The following is a 23,532-nucleotide window of genomic DNA, read 5'->3' as shown; positions in this document are numbered from 1 at the left end:
CATGAGGTCATTGTTGTTGTGACTCAGAGAGACAATGAATCAGGCTTCAGCCGAGGTATTCACTGCGCATGGTTTGAACGCGATTCATTAATGCGGTTCTCTTTTCACTTGTGGTCAGATTTTCCCAGCTCCATTGGCCAACCACGACAACGCCGAGCAGCTCAAGTAGTCCTGGCACGATAGGAAGAAGATTAATGGTGTCGAGAATGCCCTTAATCAGAATTTGGGCAACGATGACCGCTGCAAAAATTCCAACAACTTTGCCGATAAGACTGGCTTTGCTCCAGTCCATCTTGCCTAAGGTCTCGTTGACTTTCCCGAGAATCTCGCTGTAGAACTCAGAGAAGTTAGTGGTCTCTGCGCTGGTGGTTGGTTCGCTGAATGCCATGAGGTCAATGGTGTTGTGACTGAGAGAGGAAATGAAGCAGGCTTTAGCCGAGGTATTCACTACGCATGGTCTGAACGCGATTGACTAATGCGGTTCTCTTTTCACTTGTGGTCAGATTTTTCCAGCTCCATTGGCCAACCACTACAACGCCGAGCAGCTCAAGCAGTCCTGGTACGACAGGAAGAAGATTGATGGTGTCGAGAATGCCCTTAATCAGAATTTGAGCAACGATGACCGCTGCAAAAATTCCAACGACTTTGCCGATACGACCGGCTTTGCTCCAGTCCACCTTGTCTAGGGTCTCGTTGACTTTCCCGAGAATCTCGCTGTAGCGCTCAGAAAAGTTAGCGGTCTCTGCGCTGGTGGATGGTTCGCTGGTGTCAGCGGTCCAAGTTGAATCACTCGTCGGGGTGGTGGACTCCTCGCTCATGTAACTAATGCCTAAGGCAGATTTTGGCTGAGAGTATCGGTCTTTCTTCACAAGCGCCATCCCAGTTGCTCATTGGTGCGGAATGTCTGATGGTTCTCCGTCATGATCTTCTGGCGCAAGCACCTGCTGAAGGCTGTGCCTTGTTGCTCGGGCAACGCCATGACGCTCCCGATTCAGCTTCAGACGAATGGCGCGTGCAGTTGATCTGGCCTTGCCGAAACATGGTGGAGCAGCAAAACCATGATCGTTTTGAGCTGGATCCTCGCGAGCAAATTGCTGCGCAACGGTGGGCCCGCTCGCGCTCATTCAAAGTACTTGGCAGTGCCCATTCCCATCCAACCGCTTCCCTTGTTCCCAGTCGCAGAGATCGTCTCTGGGCTGTGAGTTCTGGACTGATGCTGATCATGGGAAATAACCATGAGGTAGCGGCTTGGTGGCTGGAGGTGGAGGCTCCCCGTTGCGCTCTCGCCGAGGTGCATCCACTGTCGATTCAGGTCATGGGGGAGACTCCTCTGAAGTCCTTCCCAGGAGAACTGGGGATTCGCCATGACGGAAGCGGGGGGTACTCCTCAGCTCAGTGGAGAGGAAAAGACCAGATATGCCCGCCACATCACGCTCCCAGAGGTGGGCGTTGAGGGACAGCAGCGTTTAAAAGCTGCCTCCGTGTTGTGTATTGGTGCAGGTGGGCTTGGGTCTCCACTTCTTCTTTATTTGGCGGCCGCTGGGGTTGGTCGCATTGGGGTTGTGGATGACGACATTGTTGAGCCCTCCAACCTGCAACGTCAGGTGATCCATGGCACTGGAACGGTGGGGCAGACCAAAACGTCATCAGCGCGCTCTCGAATTGAAGACCTCAATCCTTTGTGTCGGGTAGAGGACCATTGCGTTCGCTTGTCCGCGAACAATGCACTTGAGCTCTTTGCTGCGTATGACGTGGTGGTTGATGGAACGGATAATTTCGCCAGTCGGTATTTGATTAACGACGCCTGTGTCTTGACCAAGCGACCATTTGTTTATGGCTCAGTCCAGCGCTTTGAAGGACAGGTGAGTGTGTTCAATCTCGGGAGTCAGTCACCGGATTATCGAGACCTGGTGCCAGAGCCGCCGCCGCAAGGACTTGTGCCCTCCTGCGCTGACGGTGGAGTGATGGGCGTGATGCCTGGCTTGATTGGCCTGATTCAGGCCGCTGAGGTCATCAAGCTGATTGCTGGGATTGGAACTCCTCTGGATGGTCGGTTGCTGTTAGTGGATGGCTTGTCGATGCGTTTTCGAGAGCTCACGTTGAAACGAAGGCCCAGTCGCGCCCCAATCGAAAAGCTGATTGACTACGAAGCGTTCTGCACGGCCGGACGCTCGATCTCCGGGGGGAATTCAAAGGTGATGACAAGTATTTCTGTGGTGGAGCTCAAGGCACTGCTTGATCAGGACCATGCTTTGGCTTTGATCGATGTCCGAAATCCAGCAGAAGCAGAGGTTGCTGTGATTGCTGGCTCTGAATTGATCCCCTTGGCCACTCTGGAGAGTGAGGAGGTGATCGAGCGAATCAAGGCCATCGCAGCGAGCAAAACGGTTTATGTGCACTGCAAACTTGGAGGACGTTCGGCCAAGGCCGTGGAACTTCTCGCAACCCACGGCATTGATGCAATCAACGTGCAAGGTGGGATTGATGCCTGGTCAGAGCAGATTGACCCCTCCGTTCCGCGCTACTGAGCCCAACGATTAGTAGTCAACACCGCGCTTGATATTGGTGCTTATTCCTTTGAAAGAGCATTAAATGTAATTAAATCTGTGATCCGCCGGTCACCCTATTTAAGGCGGTGCATTGATGATGGATGATCTTGGACTGACGCTCCAGGCTCAAGAGGCCGGCATCTCGTGATCATCAAGAGTTTCAATATTGCAATAACAATAATAAAAAGCCTCATGGTTGTCACAATCTAAGTCTGCTCCAGAGGTTTAGTTTTTTCACGATTGTTCTGCATTGCAAGTCCTGTCCATTGAAGCTGGCTCGTAGCCTTTGATGCGCGTGTTGAATGTAGGCAAACCTATGTGTTAATTAGAATGAGCACTGTAGCATTTGGAATCGCATAAAACTTTGCCGCAGTATCTGATCTGTAAGGCTTAAATAAAGTTTAGCAATATCTAGGGCTGATTGTTTTCGCCTGCTTTCTGGTCATAGCTAAGCCATAGTGGATGCGGCTCAAAATATTAGGAGAGGCTGTTTCTTCTTCGGAAGAGGAGGCATTGATTCATTCGTGCAGTGATAGATGAAATCCCGATGATCAAAGAGCTGGCGACTTACCAGCGGCGGAACTTATATGTCTTCAAGTGGGCTGAATTGGTGAATGCCCTTCAGCAGATCATTGAAAAACGCCGGTCAGAAAATTGTTTTGGTGCGGACTTAGAAGGAAGATCATCAATGCTGGTGAGAATATCCATCTGCAACAGATTGATGGATTTGGATGAGAAAGGCAAGGTGGACCTTGAAGATCCTTGGATTCAATCGATAATCAATGAAGGCTGCAAGCTTTTCCGTGCCAATAGAAACATCTTAAGAAAAACTAGTTTGCACTGGCTCTATCAACGCTGTGTCCATTCCTGAATCCCTTGCTTGGCCTGCCTTAGGGATTGATAACGTCCGCAATCACTTCATCACTGGGCATGCCTTCAAAGAACTCGATAGTCAAAATAAGGCTATGCCTAGTGTGGTAAGTGACGAAGCGAAATGGCCGATTCTTCTTGCTGCACTTTCTTGTCTAATCCCTACGATATCATTAGATTGCATTTGCTGTTCTCAATCTGCTGTTGATTCCTTCGTTTGGTTTATGAAAAAAATACCTCTTGCTCTCCCTTTGTTGAGTTGGCGCTCTGCATTGATTGCCTACATCAGTTTGGTGGCTGTTGTTTTTTGGATGATTTGGGTGACTCCTTCTCATAGCTTATGGCACCTTTGGGGTTTAGGAGGCTTTGTAACCATGCCTCTAATCTTAATGTCTATGGGCAAATCTGTTAGTGATGAGAGTTCTGCTATTGGACCAGTCTTGCTTGCTTTTGTTGGAATTATTGGATATTCCAACGTAGTTTTTTTCCCGTCATTCAAGCAATGGTATTTCACGAATCTCTGGGGCGTCAATGATTATTTTGTCCCTTCTCGGATGGTTTATCCATTCGGAATCGCGTTGAATACTGAAGACGTCGTAGCTGTTCATGCCATCAGCGCATCTGTTTTGGCCTGTCTTATTATGTTCCAATGGATGTTAATGTTGCGAAAAAATAGGACTAAAGCATTGGTTTTGTGGCATCGACGTGTGGGTTCATTCGTTGCATTTGCCGCTCTTCCAGTTATGGCCATTTCAGGAGTTTTGAGTTCGATTTATGTTTTACGGACGCCTTTAAATCAAGCAACTTATGGAGCCTTGCCCCTGATTATTGTGGGACTTTTGATTGCCTCGATTAGAAGTGCCATGTCTGGAGACTTTGTCTCGCATGTTGACAATGCATATTCTGCCTTTGTTGTTTTGTGTTCGGCTGCGTTGTATAGATGGGTTTGCTTGGTTATTCATCTGAGCGGTCATTCTTATCATACCTCTTCTCAGGCTCCGGTGGATGGCGCCGCAATTATTACGTATTTGGTTTTGATACTATGTATCTTTTTGCCTTTTCTGCTTATGGGCAGACTCAAGAAAAATCTTTTCCCTATGATAACTCTTGCATCGATATTAATCTGCTCTATGGTATTTCTTCCTTGGCAATTTTTCGGTGCACCTGAATACAGTAATTTTTTGAGTCACATACCCCCCTCCTGAGTCTCCCCTATCTATATATGGATAAGTTCAAGTGACACTCTCCTTCATGAGGGCTTTGACTATCGCTGCATACTTGCGCCCTTGACTTTTCCCGCTTGGATCAATGTTTAGCCTTCTTGTCTATCAGGCCGAGGCCATTCTCTTTGTGTCTTCTTAATTCTAACCCTCGAAAATCGCTAATAATCCACACCGCGCTTGAGATCAACGCCCTGCTCGGCGTAGTGCTTGTGGCACACCATCTCTGAATGGACGCTCGCAAGGTCGAAATAGGCTGGTTGATGTTTGCACCGGCCGGTAATGATCACCTCCGTCTCTGTTGGCTTACGGAGCAAGGCCTGAACGATGGGCTCCACCGGAAGAAGTTCGAGATCCACGGTGGGATTCAACTCATCGAGGATTACGGTTTTGTAGAGGCCACTCGCGATTGCAGCTCGCGCAATTTCCCAGGCTCGCTCTGCTTCCACGTAGTCGATGGGTTGTTGCTGTCCACGCCACACGATGGCATCACGTCCTGAGCGAAGGTGATCGACCAAGTGGGGATAACTTTCACGCAAGGCTGCGATCGCTGCGTCTTCGGTGTACCCACTGCCTCCTTTGAGCCATTGGAGGATCAGAACGCGATGGCTCTTGTCTTGGCTAATTCCTCTGCCGATCGCTTGAAGAGCTTTTCCGAGGGCACTGGTGGATTTCCCTTTCCCTTCACCGGTGTAAATCTCGATGCCGCCTGGCGTTAGAAACGACAGCGCGGCGTTGTTATCGACCTCCGGGCGTCGGTGAGCGCGCATCTCAGAATGAAGATCTGCGATCTCCACTAATGGGCGTGGAGCTCCTCGCCCGGTGACGATGATTTCCATGCCTTCAGGGCGGCTCTTCAGTGACCGGATCACGTCTTCGGTTTCTAGTAAGCCGAGATCCAGCACTGGATTGAGTTCATCGAGAACGACAACGGAATACAAAGCACTCGCAATGGCTCCTTTGGCGATATCCCAGCCCCGTTGAGCTTCCTGTCGGTCGAAGCGTTTCACCTCATCCACACTGAAATAGTCTCCCCTTCCTGTTCGAACCTGATCAATCAAGTGGGGGAAACCCTGCTGCAGCGCTTCGATCGCGGCATCTTCGTCGTACGCCCGTCCCGGACCTTTGAGGAATCGAAGCAACAGAACTCGGGTGCGTCTTTGCTCGCAGATCCCAAGCCCGATGGTGCGCAGTACAACACCTAGGGCTGCTTGGCTTTTGCCCTTGCCCTCTCCGTCATAAACATGAAGCTGACCAAGGCTGCGCTCGCGGCTGTCTGCAGCGGTGACGATTCCTACGCCGCGGTTGCTGCGTGCACGGTTGGTTTGTGATGTACCGGATGAGACTGCATCCATTGGCAGCAAAAGGATGAGTCTTCTTACGCTGGGAGCATACAGAGATTTGAAGCGAAGGCAGTGACCAACGTGATGTTCCGACAGCTCGAATCTTTGTCAGAGCTGGAACATGACGTCTTGGAGCGTTTGCGTGATTCCTTGGCGTCTCAGCAGCACGTGTGTGTGGCCTATTCGGGAGGTGTCGACAGCAGCCTCGTCGCAGCGATTGCTCATGAACAGCTTGGTGAGCAGGCCTTAGCGATTACGGGCGTTTCGCCCTCCCTAGCGCCCCATCTCCTCTTGGAAGCGCGCCAGCAGGCGGCCTGGCTTGGGATGCGACATCAGGAGGTGTCTACCCTTGAGCTTGAGGATCCTGATTACTCCAGTAATCCTCAGGATCGTTGCTATGCCTGCAAGCGAGAGCTGCATCGCCATCTCGCTCCGATTGCTGCTGAAGCCAATGGCGCCCTTGTGCTTGATGGGGTTAATCAGGATGATCTTGGAGATCATCGCCCTGGGATTGCGGCAGCGAAGGAAGCTGGTGTTCGCTCTCCTCTAGCTGAACTTGGCATCACGAAGGCGACCGTTCGCCGTTTGTCTTGGGCGCTGGGTTTCCCTTGGTGGGATAAGCCTGCGCAGCCTTGCCTTGCCTCCCGCTTCCCCTACGGAGAATCAATCAGTCGTGAACGTCTACAGCGGGTTGGACAGGCAGAGGCCTGGTTGATTCAGCAGGGATTCGATCAGGTTCGGGTGCGTAGCCAAGGACTGGCCGCTCGGGTGGAGGTTCCAGAGGAGCGAATGACCGATCTTTTGCAGCCCTCGCTGCGGCAAGAGCTGGTGAAAACCCTTCTCAGTTTTGGTTTCACCTCGGTGAGTGTGGATGTGGAGGGCCTGGTGAGCGGCAAGCTCAATCGCGTGTAGTCGATCGATCAGTCGTTCACTTCGTTACGACTGTGGCGCTGGTTGCTCACTCTGAATAGTTTTTATCAAGACGAATACTGTTTTGTGGCACTGCATCAATCCCGTCATCATCTCCGTGACAGTGAGGAGCAGGCGATGGTTGATGCCATGCTCACCCCTCTGCCAAAGCATCATTTTCCTGGAGCAGGGCGCGAAGGGAATTCCACAGTCCAACTTTTGAAAGAGGAGTTGCTTCTTGATGGCAATAGTAAGCAGAACTTAGCCACGTTTTGTCAGACCTATCAAGCGCAAAGTGCGATGGAGTTGATGACCATTGGGGTGGACAAGAATCTGATCGATAAAGATGAATATCCTCAGACGGCTGAGCTTGAGAGTCGTTGCGTCTCGATGATGGCCGACTTGTGGAATGCGCCTGGCGCCGCAGTTGGATGCTCCACGATTGGCAGCAGTGAAGCAGCCATGCTTGGCGGGATGGCCGCCAAATGGCGTTGGCGCAAACGTCGCGAGGCTGCAGGCTTGCCAACAGATAAGCCCAATATGGTGTGTGGAAGTGTGCAGATCTGCTGGAAGAAGTTTGCGCGTTATTGGGATATTGAAATGCGTGAATTAGAGATGCTTGCTGGTGAACTGTGCATCAGCCCTGAGCGCGTTCTTGAGGCTGTGGATGAGAACACGATTTTTGTTGTACCCACGCTTGGTGTGACCTATCACGGCCTCTATGAGGACATTGAGTCGATTAGCAAGGCGTTGGACGATCTTCAGGCACGTACGGGTCTTGATGTACCGATTCACGTGGATGCGGCAAGTGGTGGTTTTTTGGCTCCGTTCTGCGCACCGGATCTCCCCCTGTGGGATTTTCGCTTGGAACGCGTGAAATCTATTAATGCTTCAGGTCATAAGTTTGGGTTGGCGCCCCTTGGTGTTGGCTGGGTTCTCTGGCGCAGCAAGGAAGATCTGCCTGAAGAGCTTGTCTTTCATGTGACGTATCTGGGTGGGGACATGCCGACATTCCAGATCAATTTTTCAAGACCCGCTGGTCAGGTGATTGCTCAATATCACGAATTTGTGCGTTTAGGTCGAGAGGGCTATCGAATGCTGCACATGGCCAGTCATGCCAATGCGCAGTATTTCGCGGGACAATTAAAGGAGATGGATCTTTTCAAAATCATTCATGACGGTGCCCCAGACCAGGGAATTCCCACTGTGGTTTGGACTCTGGATGACAATCCGAAGCATGGATTCAACTTGTATGACTTCGCTGATCGCTTGCGAATGCGGGGATGGCAGGTGCCTGCCTATCCCTTCACGGGCGAACTTGAATCAACCGCATTCCAGAGGATTTTGGTGAAGCGAGATTTCACTCGCGATATGGCAGACCTGCTGCTGGAAGACATTAGTCAAGCCATTCAACATTTCCAAAAACATCCGATTACGAGCAATCTTGCCGCCGCAGAGGGGGCTTCTTACAACCACCTCTGAACTCAGGTCAGGCGCTTAGGCAGCGATCGGGATGGCCGGCATTCGCTCGGTAGTTCCTAGCGCGGCCGGTGTTTCCCGTAGGAAGCTGCGCAGTGCATGACGACCAGCCGATAGTTCTTCGGACAGCACTTCACAGGCTTTCTCCGGCATCGTGTGATCTCCACAGGTGAAAACATCCACGGCTGCATATCCGTTTTCAGGCCAGGTGTGGATCGAGATGTGGGATTCAGCCAGAAGAGCAAGACCCGTGACCCCTTGGGGTTCGAAGCGGTGTGTGATCAGGTTGAGCAGAGTTGCACCAGCACGTTGGGCTGCTGTCGTGATGGTGTCTCTCAGAAAAGTTTCGTCGTCGAGCTTTGAGGGATCGCAGTCATAGAGCTCGAGAATACAGTGTTTGCCAACCATGTCGGTTGCACTGGTGTCGGTTGCACCGCTTTCGGTCGCGCAGCTGTTCGCAGCAACGGAGCTGATGTTTGTCGTGCGCTCTGTAGTCGCCCATCCCGGGTTGGGGTGCAGGCTGGACAAGGACTGCTCCATCAAGATGCTTGATGCAAATGGCCCGCGACCCTACCGCGCCTCGGACTGTGATCTCAAGTTGTCGGCATTGAGAATCTGCGACTGCTCAAGCCAGCCACCCTCAAATGCGTCGAGATGCGTTGCACTGACTAGGCATTGATGGTTTTCTCCAACGGCCTCTAAGAGGGCCAGTTGCCGGGTGGGATCTAGTTCAGCCAAGACATCATCGAGCAGAAGAAGGGGCGGCTCGCCGCAGAGTTCATCGACCAGTTGTAATTCCGCCATTTTTAAGGCCAGGACCAGGGTGCGTTGTTGGCCAGCTGAGCCGAAGCGTCTTGCGGCTGTTCCATTAATCCGCATTTCGATTTCATCGCGATGAGGACCAACCCGGCAGCTCCCTAAACGCTCTTCTTCGCTGCGCTGTTCTCTGAGCTGTTGCTCAATCGCAAGTCGCCAGGCTTCCTCTTGCTCTTCTCCGATCAGTGCACTGCCTGGGGTGTAACAAAGCTGGAGATGTTCACGTCCCTCGCTCAACCTGTCTTGCCACACCGCTGCTAAGGGCTCTAATCGTGCAAGGGCTCTGAGACGTCTGCGATGAATGCGTGTGCTCACCAAAGCCATTTGGGTATCAAAGCTTTCGAGGAGCGCCTGAGGTTCCATCCCGGAGGACAGACCTCCCCGACGCCAGAATTGTGCGCGTTGTCTCAGCAAGCGCCCGTAGCGACTGATGAGATCGGCGTAAACAGGCTCCAGTTGAAGGACGACACGATCGAGCCACTGGCGGCGCAGGGCTGGTTCGCCTCTCACGAGATGCAGGTCGAGAGCGCTAAAACCCACGCATCTCAGGGGACCAATTAAGTCCAGTTGTCGTTGGAGTGGTTTCCCATTGCGCTTGGCTTGGCGTCCGCCTCGGCGACGCAGTTCAAGCTCAAGGATCTGCTGGTCTGCGCACGTTGCCTTCAACAGTGCACGGCTGGCGTCCCAGTGGATAAGGTCCCCATCCTGGCTGGAGCGATGTGAGCGCAGGCTTCCGAGGAGCTCCACCGATTCCAGCAGGTTTGACTTGCCCACACCGTTGCTACCGATCACGAGAAGGCGTGGTGCTTCAATCTCCAGCTGCAGGTTGCTGTGGTTGCGAAAGCCCTGCATTTGAAGCTGGAGAAGCCGAATTGGTCCTAATGCGTCGTGTCGCTAAGGTACTTGGATCGGCTGGTTTTGCCGATCAATACCGGCAGCTGTTGCGGCAGCCGCAGGGGCATGTAGCTCAGTTGGATAGAGCATCAGATTCCGGTTCTGAGGGTCGGGGGTTCGAGTCCCTCCATGCTCGTCAAAGATCAGGCTCCAGTCTTCATCGGAGCCTCAAGCCCATGGCTCGAATCCCGCCAGGGTCAAGAATAAAACCTTGTTTTTTTAATCCCTGAAGCGCAATTGCGGGTGCGGAGATTGAAATGCTGCACCCTGGTAATTCTTTTTTCAAGCGTGCAAGCGAGTGATGCAGCAAGGCGTTCAATAGCAAGTCCTGATCGTCACCAGGACAGGCGGCGAGGTTCCAGAGATTGGCATTCAGTGCCAGGTCGCTTGTCGCTCGAATAAAACCAACAAGAGCTTGATCGCGCTCGTCGATGATGCTGAGCTGCCAGAGGCTGCGACTGAGAGCCAAGGACCAACGCTCCAGGGGATGGGCGGGCTCACCGCAGGAGATCAGCAGAGCATTAATCGCCTCACCGCTGGGATCGGGGGCGGTCTGTAGCCGGTAATGGGCAGGCAGTCGTGGTGCCGCGGCCTGCTGTCGGAATGGAAGCGGTGACACTCAGCCTGTATTGCGCATGCCAGCAGCGATTCCGTTAATCGTTAGAAGTGCACCGCGCAGAAGCTCGCTACGGCTGTAAGTGCGTCCATCTACATCGCTGCTGGGCGATTCACTCATGGGTGGTTGCCGGTTTTGATCTCTCAGTCGCCGCAATAGAGCGACTTGAAGAAAACCAAGCGGAACGATCGTGCGATTGCGGAGATCAACCGAGAGCTGCAGGGCGGGATCGGCATCTAGGAGTCTCTCCTGGCCTGTGATGGCCAAGACAAGCCCCTTGGTTCGGGCGTATTCCTCAGCCACCGTCGCGTAAATCTTCTCAAATGCCTCGTGGTGTTCAGCACTGCCCAAACTGGTCACGTAATGACGCGCCAGGTCGAGATCCACTTTGGAGAGGGTCATCTCCACTTTGGAGATCAGCATGCGGAAGAAAGGCCAGCGCTGATGCAAGATGCGCAACAACGTGAGTTGGTCTGGATCCGCCTCCAGCTCTTCACTGAGAGCCGAACCAACCCCAAACCAGCTGGGGAGTAAAAAGCGGCTCTGAGTCCAGCCGAACACCCAGGGAATGGCCCTTAGGCTGGAGAGGTCTCGAGTACCTGTTTTCCTTCGTGCGGGGCGACTGGAAATCTGCAGTTTGCTGATTTCTTCGATGGGAGTGACCTGTTGGAAAAAGGCCACAAGATCAGGGTTGTCGTGCACCAAGGCTCGGTAATGGCGGCGTGAGCTCTTGGCGACCCGGGACATCAATTCATTCCAGCTGGGTGTCGCATCGAGTTGGTTGGTCACCAGGCTGTTTTGGACAACTGCGGTGGTCACTGTTTCCAGGTTGTACAAAGCCAGCTCAGGCAAGCTGTACTTCGAGGCCAGAACTTCGCCTTGCTCCGTAATTTTGATGCGTCCCTGCAGGGTGCCACTGGGCTGAGCCAAGATCGCTTGATAGGCCGGACCACCACCACGTCCGACAGAGCCACCACGCCCGTGAAAGAGACGCAGGGCAATGCCCTGACGAGAAGCCAAATCTTGCAAGGCAATTTGGGCTTGATGGATCTCCCAGTTGCTGGAGAGAAATCCTGAATCCTTATTGCTATCGGAGTACCCGAGCATGAGCTCTTGCAGCAGTAGCCCCTGGGTGCCGACCTGAGGCAGTAAATCTCGATAGAGCGGGGTCTCGAACAGTTGCTCCATCACCTCAGGCGCCCTTTGGAGGTCCTCCACGGTCTCGAATAGTGGGACGACAAGGAGGTCGGCATGGCGAGCCGAAGGATCCACCAATCCCGCTTCTTTTGCGAGTAGAAGCACCTCGAGTAGATCCGAGACGCTGTGACTCATCGAGATCACGTAGGTCCCGCAAATACGGCTGCCGAATTCATCCTGCAAACGGTGCAGCATCCGGAACACGTCTACCGTTTCCGCTGTGGCCGCAGACCAGCTCACAGCGGGAGGAATCAAAGGGCGCCGCGTTTGCAATTCCTCCATCAACCAGGCCACACGCTCGGCCTCGTCCATCTCTCCGTAGGCTCGATCTGGATTGATGTAGCGGCTTAGTTCGTCAAGTGCATCACTGTGTCGCGTGCTTTCTTGGCGGATGTCGAGACCTGCGAGTGAAAACCCGAAGATGTGCACCTGGGTGAGCAGGGTGTCGAGAGGTTCACAGCTCAGATCAGTGTTGACCAAACTGGTTCGGATTAGTTCAAGTTCGCTGCGGAACTCAGCGATCGAGCCGTAGTGGAGCGCATCACCTGGTGCGTTGCCTGGTGCACAGGACGGCAATCCTTCAGGAGGGGTTCGCCAGCCCGCATCTGCTAGTTGCTGGTTGCGCAACTGGGTGAGACGTAGGCGCTCAAGCACAAAGCTGAGCTTGAGGCGATAGGGCTCAAGCCGGTATCGGGTCGCGCGCTCCTCGTAGACATCTGGGAAGCGCAGGCGGTCCATTTCCAACGATTCGAGCAGTGGAGCACTCACCTGGCTCCATTGCATGGAAATGCTGAGTTGATTGCGAAGGTGTTGAACGGCACTGACGTACCGGTCGAGCATTAATTGGCGCTGATAACAGGCTGTACGCCAGGTGATCTCAGTGGTGACTGACGGGTTCCCATCCCTGTCGGATCCCACCCATGATCCAAATGTGCAAAACGATGAAGAGGGAACCTTGACGTCTGGATAGCTCGCAGCAAGGGAAGCGACGATCCTGCGCCGCAGCTGCGGCATGGCATTGAACAGAACCTGCTGGAAATAATGGAGGGCGTAGTCCACTTCATCCAGAACTGATGGCTTGAACTGATGGAGCTCATCGGTTCTCCACCAAAGTCGGATCTCTTCTTCAAGCTGTAGTCGCACGCTGTCAGTAGCCCCTGAGGGTGTCATTGGCTGCGTCTCAAGTTGCTGCAGGAGACTGGCAACGCGCCGCTGTTTATGGCGCACGGTATGTCGCACGATCTCCGTGGGGTGTGCCGTGAAGACCAAACGGATATCAAGTTCTTGGAGCAAAGACTCCAGCTGTGCTGGGGGAACGTTGAGACGTCTCAGGCGCTCAAATAATTCTCTAAACGTTGCCGGTTCGGTCTGGGTCGCTAGTGGCGGAGCAAATGGATCCACTTGCTCTGCTTGGTCCTGTGATCGATTAATACTCTCGAGATACGTGTCCTCTTCGATGCGTTGTTCCAGGATGTTGACAAGCTGGAAATACAACGAGAATGCTCTTGCTGCAGCGATGGCCTCGGCAAGATCCATCTCCTTGATGAGATCAATCAGTGCATCGGTTCCAGCGGGATGCTCGCCAGGAAGGACCGGATCACTGAGCTGCTTCATGAGCAGGAGTCTCTCGGCCTGCTCCGGTGGACATTCGCTGCGCAGAACGGTTTGCCAAAGGTCTTCAACAAGAGCAAGGCGTTGTTGCAGGAGCTGTCCATCGCCGGCTTCATTGCCATCAGCCCTGGGCTGTGTGCTCTCAGGAATCAGGGCTGAGGACGAAGGCATCGATGGGAAACCGCTATCAGATGGAGTCATGATCATCCCAAAGCATCAGCCAGGGATCTGTCGATCAGCTGTTCTTCCTGTTCCATCGCAAGAATTCCAGTGCGGAATTCCTCTTCAAGGCTGCGTCCGCTCTCGATCCCTTTGAGCCAACGCATGGCTTGATTCCCTTCCGCAAGAACGGATTCGAGAGGGAGCAGGCAGGACGCCATTTCAAGCTCATGCGCTACGGGCATCACGGCATTGATCAGGTCCCTCAGCCAGTCGCGACATAAACGTTGGCGACCATCACGCCAATCCAGCAACTGCGCATCGAGGCTATGCCTAGCCGCAGCGGTGTCGTTGTTATCACTGAGCACCATGAGCTGATCCGCGCTCAGGTCACTTGCCTTGAAGGGGTCGAGTTGATCGGGCTTCCGCAGCAACATCAGCACTCGCAGTTCCATCAGGGCTGTTATCGCCAGCAGCAGATCTGGATTGGTGACTAAATCGCAGATTCGTAGCTCGAGCCGATTGAGGTCAAAGGGCCGTTTTGGACCATTGGGACGGACTGATGTCCAGAGATGGCGCACATTGTGCATGCGCCCTTCCATCAGTTGAGTGTCAGTCCATTCCACGAAATGCTCTAGATCGCGAAACAGGGGAACGTGTTTGGGAGTGAGGGGGAATTGCAGCCAACGTTGCGAATGGACGCCAGTGATCTGGCCGTTGAGAAAGGGTGAACTGGCGCTCAGAGCCAGCAGAAGGGCGGCTTCACAACGCACAAGCCGAAGAGCTGCAAATAAATCGGCCGGTTCACTGATCCCAAGGTTGATATGAATGCTGGCCGTGACGACAGTGGTGCCGTAGGTGGCTTCGATGAGGTCGTGATAAGGGTCATTTGGATTGGATCGTTCAAATCGCGTGGCATCTCCCAACGTGAGAGTGCTGCCTGGGAGCAAGGTGAGATCTCGTTCTTCAAGCCATGTCCGTAGGCGCCGGCGCGGGGCCAGAAGGGCCTCTTTGAGTTTTCCGTAATCGGATTCAGGCTCTGTGATGTATTCCAGATTGCGGTGATCGGGTTCAACGCAAAATTCAGTCAGATCCTGCTTGACCAGCTCTGCTACACCAACATTTTCACCGGTTCTCCGACCGGTGAACAGCTCCACTTCAAACCCTTTGAGTCTGAGCTTTTGGATCATGTCCCTGAATCCTCAAGGCAAGCGAGAGCTGTGAGCATGGCGCGGGCCTTGTTCAGGGTTTCTTGATACTCAGACGCGGGGTCGGAATCGGCTACGACGCCAGCGCCGGCCTGGACTTGAATCTTCCATCCCCCTTCAGGGTGAGGACGGACCACCATCGTTCGAATGGTAATAGCCGTGTTGAGAGCGCCGGCTAGATCTACAGAACCGTAGACGCCAGAGTAAGGCCCTCGAGCATCGGGTTCGAGCTGATGAATGAGCTGCATGGCCCTGATTTTTGGAGCGCCGCTCACTGTTCCTGCCGGGAACGAGGCCATCAGTAAATCCCAGATGTCTCGACCTTGGGCCAATCGTCCTTCAACTTGGCTCACGATGTGCATGACATGGGAGTAGCGCTCGATCACCATCAGCTCCTTGACATCCACCGTGCCCGCAGTGCAAACCCTGCCTAAGTCATTGCGGCCAAGGTCAACCAACATCACGTGCTCAGCCCGTTCTTTGGGATCAGCAAGCAGATCGACTTCAAAATTTCGATCTTCTAACTCATTGCGCCCGCGAGGGCGTGTGCCGGCGATGGGTCTCAGGCTGGCACGAATACCTCCCTGGTCTGGTTCTGCTTTGACCATGACTTCAGGGCTTGAACCAATCAGGTACCAATCTCCGAAATCAAAGAAGGCCATGTAGGGAGATGGATTGACCATCCTCAAGCTTCGGTAGACCTCTAAGGGGGGATGAGAGACGCGTGTTTCCAGTCGTTGGCTGATGACGAGCTGGAAGGCATCTCCTGCGGCGATGTGTTCTTGGGCCGTGGCAACGGCTTGTTGATAGTTCTCAGGAGATCGATTGCTTTCAGTTTCTGGTGTGGGCCTTGCCGCAGGTTTCCAGCCCAGAGGACGGACCTGCGGCAGAGGCGAAGCCATGCGGTTCTCAAGCATCTGGATGCGACCCATGGCACCATCCCAGGCTTGATCTGCGGTCTTGGCCGCGGCCCTGGTGCTGCTCAAATCCCCGTAAGCGACTGCAGTGATCAGACGCTTCACTTGATCGATGATCAAGATGCTGTCCATCAACATCCAAACGCCGTCAGGTGGGGCGTTTTCGTCGGCTTGATGGACGGGAACGCTGGGTTCGATCCAACGGATGAGCTCATATCCCCACATCCCATACAACTGCCCTAGGGGTGGAAGCCCTGGGAGAGAGACGGGCTTATAGGCATTCGTGCATTCACGAAGAACCTCGAGCGGATTGCCTTGAAAGCTCTCTTCGTAGCCATCTCTCCAGCGGCGCGTCAGAACGTCCCCTCTGGCTGAGAGCGTCCACAAAGGATCACAGGCAATCACACTCCAGCGTCCAAGGTTCTCGCCACCTTCGACGGATTCGAGTAAGACCCCAGGCGGGTGGCCCTCACCGACCTTCAACCAGGTGGTGAGAGGGGTTTCTAGATCAGCGGGCCAGCTATGGGCTACGGGGATAAACGTTGCACCGCAGCGAGCTGCTTCAAAAAAGGCGGAGCGGTCGGGGCTGAGCATGAGGAGATTGTTGCAGCCGACCGCTGGGCATCATGGCCGAACGTTGGTCAGGAGTCGTAGGTGTTGCGACCGCTGAACTTGATATTGGCAGGATTGCCGTTCGCTCCGATACTTCTTGGGTTGTGTCCAACAATCGGACGTCCCTCGTTGACTTTCTCGGGGAAGACGCCATCCGCTGGATGCAGGAACTCGGTGTCGCCACCAGGGAAGATCCGATAGATCTTGAAGTCTTCGATCCGAGGCTTGAATTTGGTGCGGAGTTGGGTGCCCAAAGCCAAGCACTGTTCCTTACGTGCGAAATACATGATGTTTTCGCCAGAAGACATCATGGCGGCTCCACCTGTGGGGAGCTCGAAGGCTTGCTCGCTCGTGCTGGACCAGGTGATCGCGTACTTCTCTTCAGTTTCCGCGGAGTTGAGCAGGCCGCCGGTGCTGCCGATGTACTGGGGAAGCTGACCGGTTAAGGCGGATGCTGTCATAGCTGACCTCGAAATTCGGCATGCCGTGATGTCCAGAAAATTAGCATTGGGTATCGGGCCTGATCGCCGTTCTGGCCTGGAATCTTCACACCCGTCAACAATGCGGGGCCAAAGGGAAAAACACGGTTAAACCCCGATCCCGTCGCTGGGTGAGCCGGCCACCCAGTCGGGCGAGTAAGCGCCGCGTCGCGGTCTGACTGAGCTGCAAACTTCCCGTGTCTGGATTCCAGCTCAGCACGGGACCAAGCTGGGCGATTGGTTCTGGACTGGCGAGCCCCTCTCCACGTTCTGCAGGATTTTGGCCGTGAAGTTGCAACTTGAGACGAGCTCCCGCGGGTTGAAGGGTGAGAACGAGCTGGCTTCCGCTGGGAAGACCTCGACTGCAGCGATCCACCAAGCCTCCCAGCATTGGTTCCAGGCGACTTGGATCGCTAAGAACGGATGGAAGATTGCTGGCGATTGCAAGGCTCAGTTCAATGCCCCGCCGCTGGAGCTGCTGTTCCCAGGAGGGCGTCAACAGGCCGATCATGCTGCCTAGATCAGTCTGAGCCAGAACAGAGGGACTTTCTGGCTGGCGCTGTAGTTCTGCCGCCTGAAAGATCAGGCCGAACCGGTCAATTTGTTCGCTGCATTCGGTGTCGATCATTTCAAGGCGCTTGATGGCGGTCTTGGGCAAGTCATTGCGCCGGAGCAAAGATCGGATCAGGGTGCGAATCGTTGAGAGAGGTGTGCGCACTTCATGGGCGATTGCCTCAAGCAAGGACAACTCTTCATCGGCCTTGCTCGCCGCCAATCCCTGTTCAATCGTCGTTTGTGGCTGCTGATGGCTCTGGGCGGGAGCTGATGTCGACGCCTGCAACGTCACGGTGGGTGCCATGCTCGCAAGTCTTACGGCCAGGCTTGGCCAAAACGTTTGCCCCAGGGCACTGCTGCTTTCCAGCGGGCCAAGCGCCTCGAGGGCTTGATGAAGAGCCAGGGCTTGATCGGGGGCATCCAGTTTCAGCCTCTGTTCAATGAGGCCAAGCACGCTGCCAAGGGTTTCAGGCTCACTGCGCATGAGCAGCTGACGTTGGCTTGGGCCTCCATGAAGGGCTAGGGCGATTTGCACTTTGGCCGTGATGACAACCAAGAGCGGGTCATGGCTGTCGTCTTCGTGGAGCGGTAGACGTCTGAAGGTCGATGCTTTCAACGACTGGGTTGCTCCTCCTTGGCTCTGGCGAGCTCTTAAGAGGTCTGGAGGGAGGAGGCTTGTGCTGGGTGATGTCAGCGCTCCGAGTGCCTGAGGTGCCCAGACCCACCCCTGCAGGCTGTTCAGGAGTTGGGGTGCATAGAGGGCCGGTAGGGGGGCCGCAAGCCACACTCCAGCTGGTGTTTCTTCGTTCTGTAGGAGCGTTTCCTGAAGCGTTTCCAACGCAGCCCACCACATGCGCCGAGCCGTCGAGTCATCGGAGCCTCCCGAGCTCACTCCCTGCGCCATCTGTTGGTGAATGGTTTGGAGCAACATCACTGGCTCATCGGTTTAGGGCCCGTTTGGAGCGCCTCGATACCGAAAGACATAGCCCCAGAGCTATGAAATTCACGACCATTGCACTTCGGCCGTAACTCATAAATGGAAGGGGAATACCCGTGACAGGACCCAGGCCAATGGTCATGAAGATGTTCACGACAACTTGAAACATCAGCATGGTGGCGACGCCAATCACCACGAGCGATTCGAAGTCAGAACGGCTTTGCCCAGCCACCTGAAGCAGGCGACCCATCAAGAGTGCAAATCCGATAACAACCAACATCGTGCCTAAGAATCCAGTCTCTTCTCCGAGAGCACTGAAGATGAAGTCTGTGTGCTGCTCAGGAATAAAGCGCAATTTCGTGAGTTGCCCTTGTAGGAGCCCCATCCCGAACAATCCTCCCGAGCCAATTCCAACGGTGCTTTGCAGCAGGTGGTAGCCGCCTCCCAGGGGATCTTTCGCTGGGTCGAGAAACAGCACGAGGCGATCACGTTGATAGTCCTGTAAACCGTGCATCCACATCCATGGGGTGATGAGGGCCGCAGCAGATTGCACGATCATCACGAGTGCAAGCGCCACCCGTTTCCATGGCAACGATCGGTAGGAAATGATCATGGTTAACGGGATCCAGGCAGCGAGTCCCCAGGGGAACAGTCCAGCGAGCAAGGCCGTAGCCAAGGGTGAGAGCAGCAGCACGAGCCACTCAATCGGCATGCCAGACCAATAGAGCATCGTGAGCAGCAGCGCTCCAAAGACGAGCGATGTTCCGAGGTCGGGCTGGATAAACACCAGCAACCAAGGAATCGAGATGATCCCCAGTGGACGCAGCAGATCGACGGGCCTTTCGACAGGGTGCCGATCGAGTACCGCAGCCAGCAACAGAATGGCCGACAATTTTGCGAACTCCGACGGTTGCACGTGCACCCCGCCGATGCTGATCCAGCGTTGAGCGCCCAGAGCAGTGGTGCCGATCAGGCGAACGGCGACCAGGCTGATCACAGTGATGGCATAGATCGGAATCAGCAGTGGTTTTAGCCGCAGCAATGGCAGCCTTGCTGTTACGAGAGCGATCACAACGCCGACAGCGGCCGTGATCCAGTGGTGATACCAATCGGCGTAATCAGCTTGGCGCTGGGTGCTTGCGATTAAGAGACCCGCCACCATCACCATGGCGAGGGGGACACCCCACAACACCGGTTCCTTGAGTTGCCAGCCTTTGCGTCGCCGGTTGAGGGTGAACAGGCTGTGTTCACGACTCATCGGGCCAATTTTCATGCTCAGCTGATCGCTTGAAGGCTGTTGCCAACTGTCTCAGCCAACTCTTTGAAGGCTTGAGCACTGGCGGAGTCGGGATGGCTGATGCTGATGGGCTGGCCTTGATCGCCGCCCTCCTGCACTGACATTTCCATCGGAATCTGGGCCAAGAGAGGAACGTCGAAGGCGTCTGCCAAGGTCTTCCCTCCTCCCGATCCAAACAAGGCATAGCTCCTGTCGGGCTGATCTGGTGGGATGAAGGCACTCATGTTCTCGACGACGCCAAGAACCGGAACCCCCATCTGAAGGAACATGGCCAAGCCACGCCTGGCATCTTGTAAAGCCACCTTTTGTGGTGTGGTCACGATCACCACTCCGGCCATCGGCACGGCCTGGGCCAGGGACAGTTGGGCATCGCCAGTTCCGGGAGGAAGATCCACGATCAGGACATCGCGCTCGGTCCAGTCCACTTGGTAGAGAAATTGTCGAATAATCCCGTTCAGCATTGGTCCGCGCCAGATCACGGGTTGGTTTTCTTCGATCAATAACCCCATCGAGACCACGGCGACCCCGCAGCTTTCCAGTGGGATCATTCGCTGATCTTCACCAGAGCCACTGACCTCAGGGCTTTGATCGGCAACACCAAACATGATCGGGGCGTTGGGCCCGTAGATATCGGCATCGAGCAAGCCAACACGAAGTCCCTGTTTTGCTAGTGAGCAAGCAAGATTGACCGCCACTGTGCTTTTGCCGACCCCTCCTTTTCCACTGCTAACGGCAATCACCTGTTTGACACCAGGGATGGGCTGGCGTTCGGCTGGTTGGCCATGGCCGGCTTGACCAATGCCACCTTGAGACGGTGGGGTGCCAACTTCAATTTGAACGTCCTGAATGGCTTCAAGGGCTAGGAGGCGTTCCCGTGCTTCAGCGACGATGCGGTCCCGTTGACCTTGGGCAAAGCCAGGGAGATTGAGGCGGAGCACTGCCCGGGGTGGATCAATGCGTACGCGATCGAGCCAACCGAGATCCACAACAGACCGATTGCTGCCTGAATCCACAATCCCTTTCAGCAACTCAGCTGCCTGTTCTGCTGTGGCCATGCAACTGTTGCTTTGGTGTGGATCCTAGGGGCGCTGCCCATGACAGTCCTTCACACATGCTTGTCGGGACCTCTGTCAGGCTGAAAGGGTCGATTGATCGTTGATCGCCAGTTCATGGTTCGCTCCCTACTCAAGCGCCTCAAGGGCAAGATCTTGCTCTCCTCGGATGCCACGGGCGAGCGACCGCCGTCCGATTCCCGCACGCGAGCCCGCGCGCTGGTGCAAGGCCTCCAAAATGAAATTTGCGCTGGTCTGGAGCAACTGGATGGCAGCGCTCAATTCCAAGAAGAAAGTTGGGATCGTCCGGAAGGTGGTGGTGGGCGCTCGAGGGTGATGACCGAGGGACGGGTGTTTGAGCAGGGAGGGGTGAATTTTTCCGAGGTTCACGGCAAAGAATTGCCACCATCGATCCTCAAGCAGCGTCCTGACGCGAAAGGTCATCCCTGGTTCGCAACGGGAACGTCGATGGTCTTGCATCCGCGCAATCCCTTCATCCCGACCGTTCATTTGAACTATCGCTATTTCGAGGCGGGCCCTGTTTGGTGGTTTGGAGGTGGTGCTGATCTCACGCCTTTTTATCCGTTTCTTGAGGACGCCCGACACTTCCATCGCGAGCACAAGCGGGCCTGTGATTCCATCGATCCCAAGCTTTACACCGTGTTTAAGCCTTGGTGCGACGAATATTTTTTCCTGAAGCATCGCAAGGAGACAAGAGGCATCGGAGGGATTTTTTACGACTACCAAGATGGCAGTGGTCGCCTGTATCGGGGGCAGGATCCTGAGGGACCTGCGGCGCGTCAAGCCGCTGAGATCGGCTCACTTCGCCTTGGCTGGGATCAGCTGCACGATCTCGCTCACGCTTGTGGACAAGCCTTCTTGCCTGCCTACACACCGATTGTGGAAAAGCGCAATCCGCTTCCCTATGGAGAGAGAGAGCGTCAATTCCAGCTCTACCGACGTGGCCGCTATGTGGAATTCAATTTGGTCTGGGATCGGGGCACGATTTTTGGACTGCAGACCAATGGACGTACCGAATCGATCTTGATGTCTCTTCCGCCGATGGCACGTTGGCAGTACGGCTATCGAGCCCCAGAAGGATCCCGAGAAGAATTGCTGACAGATCTCTTTACCTGTCCTCAGGATTGGTTTGGGGATCCGACCCTTGAGGACCGTTGTCGCCCCCATCAGGCGATCGATTGACGCCCTGCTCCAAAGCATCCACAACGCGCAGCGCCAAACAATCGATCGTTTGGCGTTGGGTGTTGGGATTGCGGAGCTTCTGCTCGAGCGGTGGTTCCAGCATTCCAATTTCGAGAATGCCGATTCCCCGTCGGGGCCCGCCTAATCCACCTCGGAACAGTCTCGGGAAGCGCCCAAAGGCCTTTCCCAGACTTTCGTCAATCGTGTTGAGAGGTCTATTGATGGCTGGGATTAAGCCTGAACCGAATCCATAGGGGCTATAGGCATCGAAATGAATTTCGAGGATGTATTCGCCTTTGGCTGAGCGCATCCTCGCTTGCGACCAGTTGGTCTTGGGGTGGTTGTCATTGCGGATCGTGAGAGCTGGTGGGTTGTAGGCGCTGATATTGAGAGATCGAGCTTTCCCAAGGCGAACGACCGCCTTTTGAACCTTCAAATTCCAGTACAGCTCGTCGCGCATTCGTGCATCCATCGGCGCTTGCTTTTTCACGCCAACGGCAAACCCAGGGGTGCCAGCACTGTCCATCCCTTGGGAGTCGGCATGACCTGCCATGACCACGATGGGAGAGTCTTTCGCCATAGGGGTGGTTCCCACCCAGCGGCCAGGTTTACGGGTCCTAGCTCCCAGTAATGGGTCAGGGTTGGCTGGAGCTGGGCAGACCGGTTGTTTAGGGAGAGTGCTGTCCGACTTTCCAGCGGCACTGGCTTGAATCGAGAGGCTGTGCTCTTTGGCCTGAGTGAGAACCAGGGCGACCATGGACAGCAGGGTGACGCTGATCGGGATGATGGCCCGGTTGCGTTGCATCCAGGCCGGAATGAGAGGCATGGGTTTCAGTTTCAGATGGGGGAGGAGAGCAAGGAGCCATCGCTGGCAAGTTCAAGCGGTTCTCCTAGGGCAAGCTCAAGGGCGATCAATTCATCGCGGTGCGCCCGAAGCCTGAGGGTGCTCCCCTCTTGGGGTGCTGGTTCGATCAAACGGATTTGGATCCCCTCCTGACGGGCAGCCCGTTGGCTATAAACCCATCCGGCGAGAGGTCCTAGGAGGACGATCGAGACCGGCCACCATCCAAGAGATGGGTTGAGCTCACGCAGCACAAGTCCAAGGCAACCTGCTCCAACCCCGCCGAGAAGAGAAAGCAGCACTGCTAAGGGGTTGCTAGAGGCCACACGCCCCCGATATTCGAGCAAACAGCGCTCTGCATCGCCGCCATCGCGAATCCAACCGCGACTCTCGAGCCACGTGCAGAGCCCTTCCATGACTTCGAGCGCTGGTTTAGGGGAGTGCACCTCCACCACTGTGGTGCGATCTTTGCTGGCAGCCCGTAGAAAAAAAACGAGTCCGATCGCCAACAGCAGAGTCAGCAACAATGTGGATGTCTGTGTGGTTGGCATCCGCCGCGTTTTGTTTTTTAGTCCACCTGTTCTAGGTGGTCACGGTTTCATGTTCGAGGAGCCAGCGATGCCATGGTTCCATCAACCGCTCAGCCTCGGCTCTGGCTTCTTCATGAAGATGGAGCATTCGGCGAGGACGGCCGCGGCTCGGGCAACGCTTGCTATAGCAATCGAGCAGTTCTTGCTGATTCAGGAAATCAACGGCTTGGTGCAGAAC

The 23,532-nt window shown here is 54.8% G+C and carries 22 protein-coding genes, 1 tRNA gene and 1 pseudogene; 8 read left to right on the top strand and 16 right to left on the bottom strand.

The features are described 5' to 3' along the window. Nucleotides 1-46: 46 nt before the first annotated feature. Both NCN04_RS00565 and NCN04_RS00560 read right to left on the bottom strand, forming a co-directional pair. On the bottom strand, nucleotides 47-388 hold the full coding sequence (locus NCN04_RS00565) for a CAAD domain-containing protein (protein WP_250394840.1): 342 nt from the start codon (nucleotides 386-388) through the stop codon (nucleotides 47-49). A gap of 43 nt (nucleotides 389-431) precedes the next feature. Beyond that, entirely contained in the window at nucleotides 432-818 is a 387-nt protein-coding gene (locus NCN04_RS00560; protein ID WP_048347920.1) for a CAAD domain-containing protein, read from the bottom strand. An 89-nt stretch (nucleotides 819-907) separates the two neighbouring features. Here NCN04_RS00560 and NCN04_RS00555 point away from each other — a divergent pair, with 89 nt between their 5' ends. The 4 genes from NCN04_RS00555 to NCN04_RS00540 all read left to right on the top strand — a co-directional run bounded on the left by NCN04_RS00555 (nucleotide 908) and on the right by NCN04_RS00540 (nucleotide 4,624). Continuing rightward, entirely contained in the window at nucleotides 908-1,453 is a 546-nt protein-coding gene (locus tag NCN04_RS00555; RefSeq protein WP_245407204.1) for a M67 family metallopeptidase, read from the top strand. Further along, complete coding sequence (gene moeB / locus NCN04_RS00550; RefSeq protein WP_250394839.1) at nucleotides 1,365-2,528, top strand: molybdopterin-synthase adenylyltransferase MoeB; 1,164 nt, start codon at nucleotides 1,365-1,367, stop codon at nucleotides 2,526-2,528. Before NCN04_RS00555 ends, moeB begins: the two co-directional genes overlap by 89 nt. A 568-nt stretch (nucleotides 2,529-3,096) precedes the next feature. After that, the gene (locus NCN04_RS00545; protein ID WP_250394838.1) at nucleotides 3,097-3,420 is read left to right on the top strand and encodes a hypothetical protein; all 324 of its coding nucleotides are present in this window, start codon (nucleotides 3,097-3,099) and stop codon (nucleotides 3,418-3,420) included. Continuing rightward, nucleotides 3,407-4,624: a hypothetical protein gene (locus NCN04_RS00540; RefSeq protein ID WP_250394837.1), complete on the top strand. Its 1,218-nt coding sequence runs from the start codon at nucleotides 3,407-3,409 to the stop codon at nucleotides 4,622-4,624. The genes NCN04_RS00545 and NCN04_RS00540 overlap by 14 nt, the downstream gene beginning before the upstream one ends. 176 nt (nucleotides 4,625-4,800) lie before the next feature. On the opposite strand, the gene NCN04_RS00535 is transcribed toward NCN04_RS00540, so the two are convergent. Further along, nucleotides 4,801-5,994: a cob(I)yrinic acid a,c-diamide adenosyltransferase gene (locus NCN04_RS00535; RefSeq protein WP_250394836.1), complete on the bottom strand. Its 1,194-nt coding sequence runs from the start codon at nucleotides 5,992-5,994 to the stop codon at nucleotides 4,801-4,803. A 72-nt stretch (nucleotides 5,995-6,066) separates the two neighbouring features. On the opposite strand from NCN04_RS00535, the gene larE reads away from it, so the two are divergent. Together larE and gad are read left to right on the top strand one after the other, a co-directional pair. Beyond that, the gene (larE, locus tag NCN04_RS00530) at nucleotides 6,067-6,894 is read left to right on the top strand and encodes an ATP-dependent sacrificial sulfur transferase LarE (protein ID WP_250394835.1); all 828 of its coding nucleotides are present in this window, start codon (nucleotides 6,067-6,069) and stop codon (nucleotides 6,892-6,894) included. 84 nt (nucleotides 6,895-6,978) lie between these two features. Further along, complete coding sequence (gad, locus tag NCN04_RS00525; RefSeq protein ID WP_250394841.1) at nucleotides 6,979-8,373, top strand: glutamate decarboxylase; 1,395 nt, start codon at nucleotides 6,979-6,981, stop codon at nucleotides 8,371-8,373. Between the two features lie 15 nt (nucleotides 8,374-8,388). Here gad and speD read toward each other — a convergent pair whose 3' ends face one another. After that, nucleotides 8,389-8,910, bottom strand: a complete 522-nt coding sequence (speD, locus tag NCN04_RS00520) for an adenosylmethionine decarboxylase (protein ID WP_250394834.1) — start codon at nucleotides 8,908-8,910, stop codon at nucleotides 8,389-8,391. A gap of 30 nt (nucleotides 8,911-8,940) precedes the next feature. Further along, a complete protein-coding gene (recF, locus tag NCN04_RS00515; RefSeq protein WP_250394833.1) occupies nucleotides 8,941-10,038 on the bottom strand; it encodes a DNA replication/repair protein RecF in 1,098 nt (365 codons plus the stop codon). Nucleotides 10,039-10,142: 104 nt separating this feature from the next. Here recF and NCN04_RS00510 point away from each other — a divergent pair. Next, nucleotides 10,143-10,216: transfer RNA gene (locus NCN04_RS00510), tRNA-Arg, on the top strand. Between the two features lie 21 nt (nucleotides 10,217-10,237). Here the strand turns inward: NCN04_RS00510 and NCN04_RS00505 are convergent. The 8 genes from NCN04_RS00505 to NCN04_RS00470 all read right to left on the bottom strand — a co-directional run bounded on the left by NCN04_RS00505 (nucleotide 10,238) and on the right by NCN04_RS00470 (nucleotide 20,723). Next, nucleotides 10,238-10,699, bottom strand: a complete 462-nt coding sequence (locus NCN04_RS00505; protein WP_048347927.1) for a hypothetical protein — start codon at nucleotides 10,697-10,699, stop codon at nucleotides 10,238-10,240. Further along, nucleotides 10,700-13,711: a phosphoenolpyruvate carboxylase gene (ppc, locus tag NCN04_RS00500; RefSeq protein WP_250394832.1), complete on the bottom strand. Its 3,012-nt coding sequence runs from the start codon at nucleotides 13,709-13,711 to the stop codon at nucleotides 10,700-10,702. Beyond that, complete coding sequence (gene gshA, locus NCN04_RS00495) at nucleotides 13,708-14,853, bottom strand: glutamate--cysteine ligase (RefSeq protein ID WP_250394831.1); 1,146 nt, start codon at nucleotides 14,851-14,853, stop codon at nucleotides 13,708-13,710. Before gshA ends, ppc begins: the two co-directional genes overlap by 4 nt. Beyond that, complete coding sequence (locus NCN04_RS00490; RefSeq protein WP_048347929.1) at nucleotides 14,850-16,382, bottom strand: anthranilate synthase component I family protein; 1,533 nt, start codon at nucleotides 16,380-16,382, stop codon at nucleotides 14,850-14,852. Before NCN04_RS00490 ends, gshA begins: the two co-directional genes overlap by 4 nt. A 47-nt stretch (nucleotides 16,383-16,429) precedes the next feature. Then, entirely contained in the window at nucleotides 16,430-16,861 is a 432-nt protein-coding gene (locus tag NCN04_RS00485) for a photosystem I reaction center subunit II PsaD (protein ID WP_250394830.1), read from the bottom strand. 94 nt (nucleotides 16,862-16,955) lie between these two features. After that, entirely contained in the window at nucleotides 16,956-18,365 is a 1,410-nt protein-coding gene (locus NCN04_RS00480) for a sensor histidine kinase (RefSeq protein WP_250394829.1), read from the bottom strand. Between the two features lie 7 nt (nucleotides 18,366-18,372). Further along, a complete protein-coding gene (rodA, locus tag NCN04_RS00475; RefSeq protein ID WP_048347932.1) occupies nucleotides 18,373-19,644 on the bottom strand; it encodes a rod shape-determining protein RodA in 1,272 nt (423 codons plus the stop codon). A 2-nt stretch (nucleotides 19,645-19,646) separates the two neighbouring features. Then, nucleotides 19,647-20,723: an Mrp/NBP35 family ATP-binding protein gene (locus NCN04_RS00470; protein ID WP_048347933.1), complete on the bottom strand. Its 1,077-nt coding sequence runs from the start codon at nucleotides 20,721-20,723 to the stop codon at nucleotides 19,647-19,649. Between the two features lie 114 nt (nucleotides 20,724-20,837). On the opposite strand from NCN04_RS00470, the gene hemF reads away from it, so the two are divergent. Beyond that, nucleotides 20,838-21,923, top strand: coding sequence for an oxygen-dependent coproporphyrinogen oxidase (gene hemF / locus NCN04_RS00465; protein WP_250394828.1), 1,086 nt, complete (start codon nucleotides 20,838-20,840; stop codon nucleotides 21,921-21,923). Here hemF and NCN04_RS00460 read toward each other — a convergent pair. From NCN04_RS00460 to NCN04_RS00450, 3 genes and pseudogenes are all read right to left on the bottom strand, one after another. Beyond that, nucleotides 21,850-22,749 carry an N-acetylmuramoyl-L-alanine amidase gene (locus NCN04_RS00460; RefSeq protein ID WP_250394827.1) on the bottom strand — a complete coding sequence of 300 codons (900 nt, stop codon included), beginning with the start codon at nucleotides 22,747-22,749 and terminating at the stop codon, nucleotides 21,850-21,852. The two genes, hemF and NCN04_RS00460, sit on opposite strands and share 74 nt — an antisense overlap. A gap of 11 nt (nucleotides 22,750-22,760) precedes the next feature. Then, on the bottom strand, nucleotides 22,761-23,315 hold the full coding sequence (locus NCN04_RS00455; RefSeq protein ID WP_048347936.1) for a cofactor assembly of complex C subunit B: 555 nt from the start codon (nucleotides 23,313-23,315) through the stop codon (nucleotides 22,761-22,763). A gap of 31 nt (nucleotides 23,316-23,346) precedes the next feature. Continuing rightward, nucleotides 23,347-23,532, bottom strand: a pseudogene (locus tag NCN04_RS00450) (Pex protein); the annotation flags it as partial.

Source organism: Synechococcus sp. MU1655 (assembly GCF_023630655.1).
Lineage (GTDB): Bacteria > Cyanobacteriota > Cyanobacteriia > PCC-6307 > Cyanobiaceae > Synechococcus_C.
Note: the sequence above shows the minus strand (reverse complement) of the source record. Positions and strands in the feature narration are given on the sequence as shown.

Excerpts from the sequence above, each read along its gene's own strand:
- NCN04_RS00460 (WP_250394827.1), bottom strand. The coding sequence starts at position 22,749 with ATGCCTCTCATTCCGGCCTGGATGCAACGCAACCGGGCCATCATCCCG.
- recF (WP_250394833.1), bottom strand. The coding sequence starts at position 10,038 with ATGCAGGGCTTTCGCAACCACAGCAACCTGCAGCTGGAGATTGAAGCA.
- NCN04_RS00565 (WP_250394840.1), bottom strand. The coding sequence starts at position 388 with ATGGCATTCAGCGAACCAACCACCAGCGCAGAGACCACTAACTTCTCT.
- NCN04_RS00560 (WP_048347920.1), bottom strand. The coding sequence starts at position 818 with ATGAGCGAGGAGTCCACCACCCCGACGAGTGATTCAACTTGGACCGCT.
- NCN04_RS00470 (WP_048347933.1), bottom strand. The coding sequence starts at position 20,723 with ATGGCCACAGCAGAACAGGCAGCTGAGTTGCTGAAAGGGATTGTGGAT.
- NCN04_RS00490 (WP_048347929.1), bottom strand. The coding sequence starts at position 16,382 with ATGCTCAGCCCCGACCGCTCCGCCTTTTTTGAAGCAGCTCGCTGCGGT.
- NCN04_RS00480 (WP_250394829.1), bottom strand. The coding sequence starts at position 18,365 with ATGTTGCTCCAAACCATTCACCAACAGATGGCGCAGGGAGTGAGCTCG.
- NCN04_RS00535 (WP_250394836.1), bottom strand. The coding sequence starts at position 5,994 with ATGGATGCAGTCTCATCCGGTACATCACAAACCAACCGTGCACGCAGC.
- NCN04_RS00485 (WP_250394830.1), bottom strand. The coding sequence starts at position 16,861 with ATGACAGCATCCGCCTTAACCGGTCAGCTTCCCCAGTACATCGGCAGC.
- NCN04_RS00555 (WP_245407204.1), top strand. The coding sequence starts at position 908 with ATGGTTCTCCGTCATGATCTTCTGGCGCAAGCACCTGCTGAAGGCTGT.
- moeB (WP_250394839.1), top strand. The coding sequence starts at position 1,365 with ATGACGGAAGCGGGGGGTACTCCTCAGCTCAGTGGAGAGGAAAAGACC.
- speD (WP_250394834.1), bottom strand. The coding sequence starts at position 8,910 with ATGGAGCAGTCCTTGTCCAGCCTGCACCCCAACCCGGGATGGGCGACT.
- hemF (WP_250394828.1), top strand. The coding sequence starts at position 20,838 with ATGGTTCGCTCCCTACTCAAGCGCCTCAAGGGCAAGATCTTGCTCTCC.
- ppc (WP_250394832.1), bottom strand. The coding sequence starts at position 13,711 with ATGATCATGACTCCATCTGATAGCGGTTTCCCATCGATGCCTTCGTCC.
- NCN04_RS00455 (WP_048347936.1), bottom strand. The coding sequence starts at position 23,315 with ATGCCAACCACACAGACATCCACATTGTTGCTGACTCTGCTGTTGGCG.
- gshA (WP_250394831.1), bottom strand. The coding sequence starts at position 14,853 with ATGATCCAAAAGCTCAGACTCAAAGGGTTTGAAGTGGAGCTGTTCACC.
- larE (WP_250394835.1), top strand. The coding sequence starts at position 6,067 with ATGTTCCGACAGCTCGAATCTTTGTCAGAGCTGGAACATGACGTCTTG.
- rodA (WP_048347932.1), bottom strand. The coding sequence starts at position 19,644 with ATGAAAATTGGCCCGATGAGTCGTGAACACAGCCTGTTCACCCTCAAC.
- NCN04_RS00545 (WP_250394838.1), top strand. The coding sequence starts at position 3,097 with ATGATCAAAGAGCTGGCGACTTACCAGCGGCGGAACTTATATGTCTTC.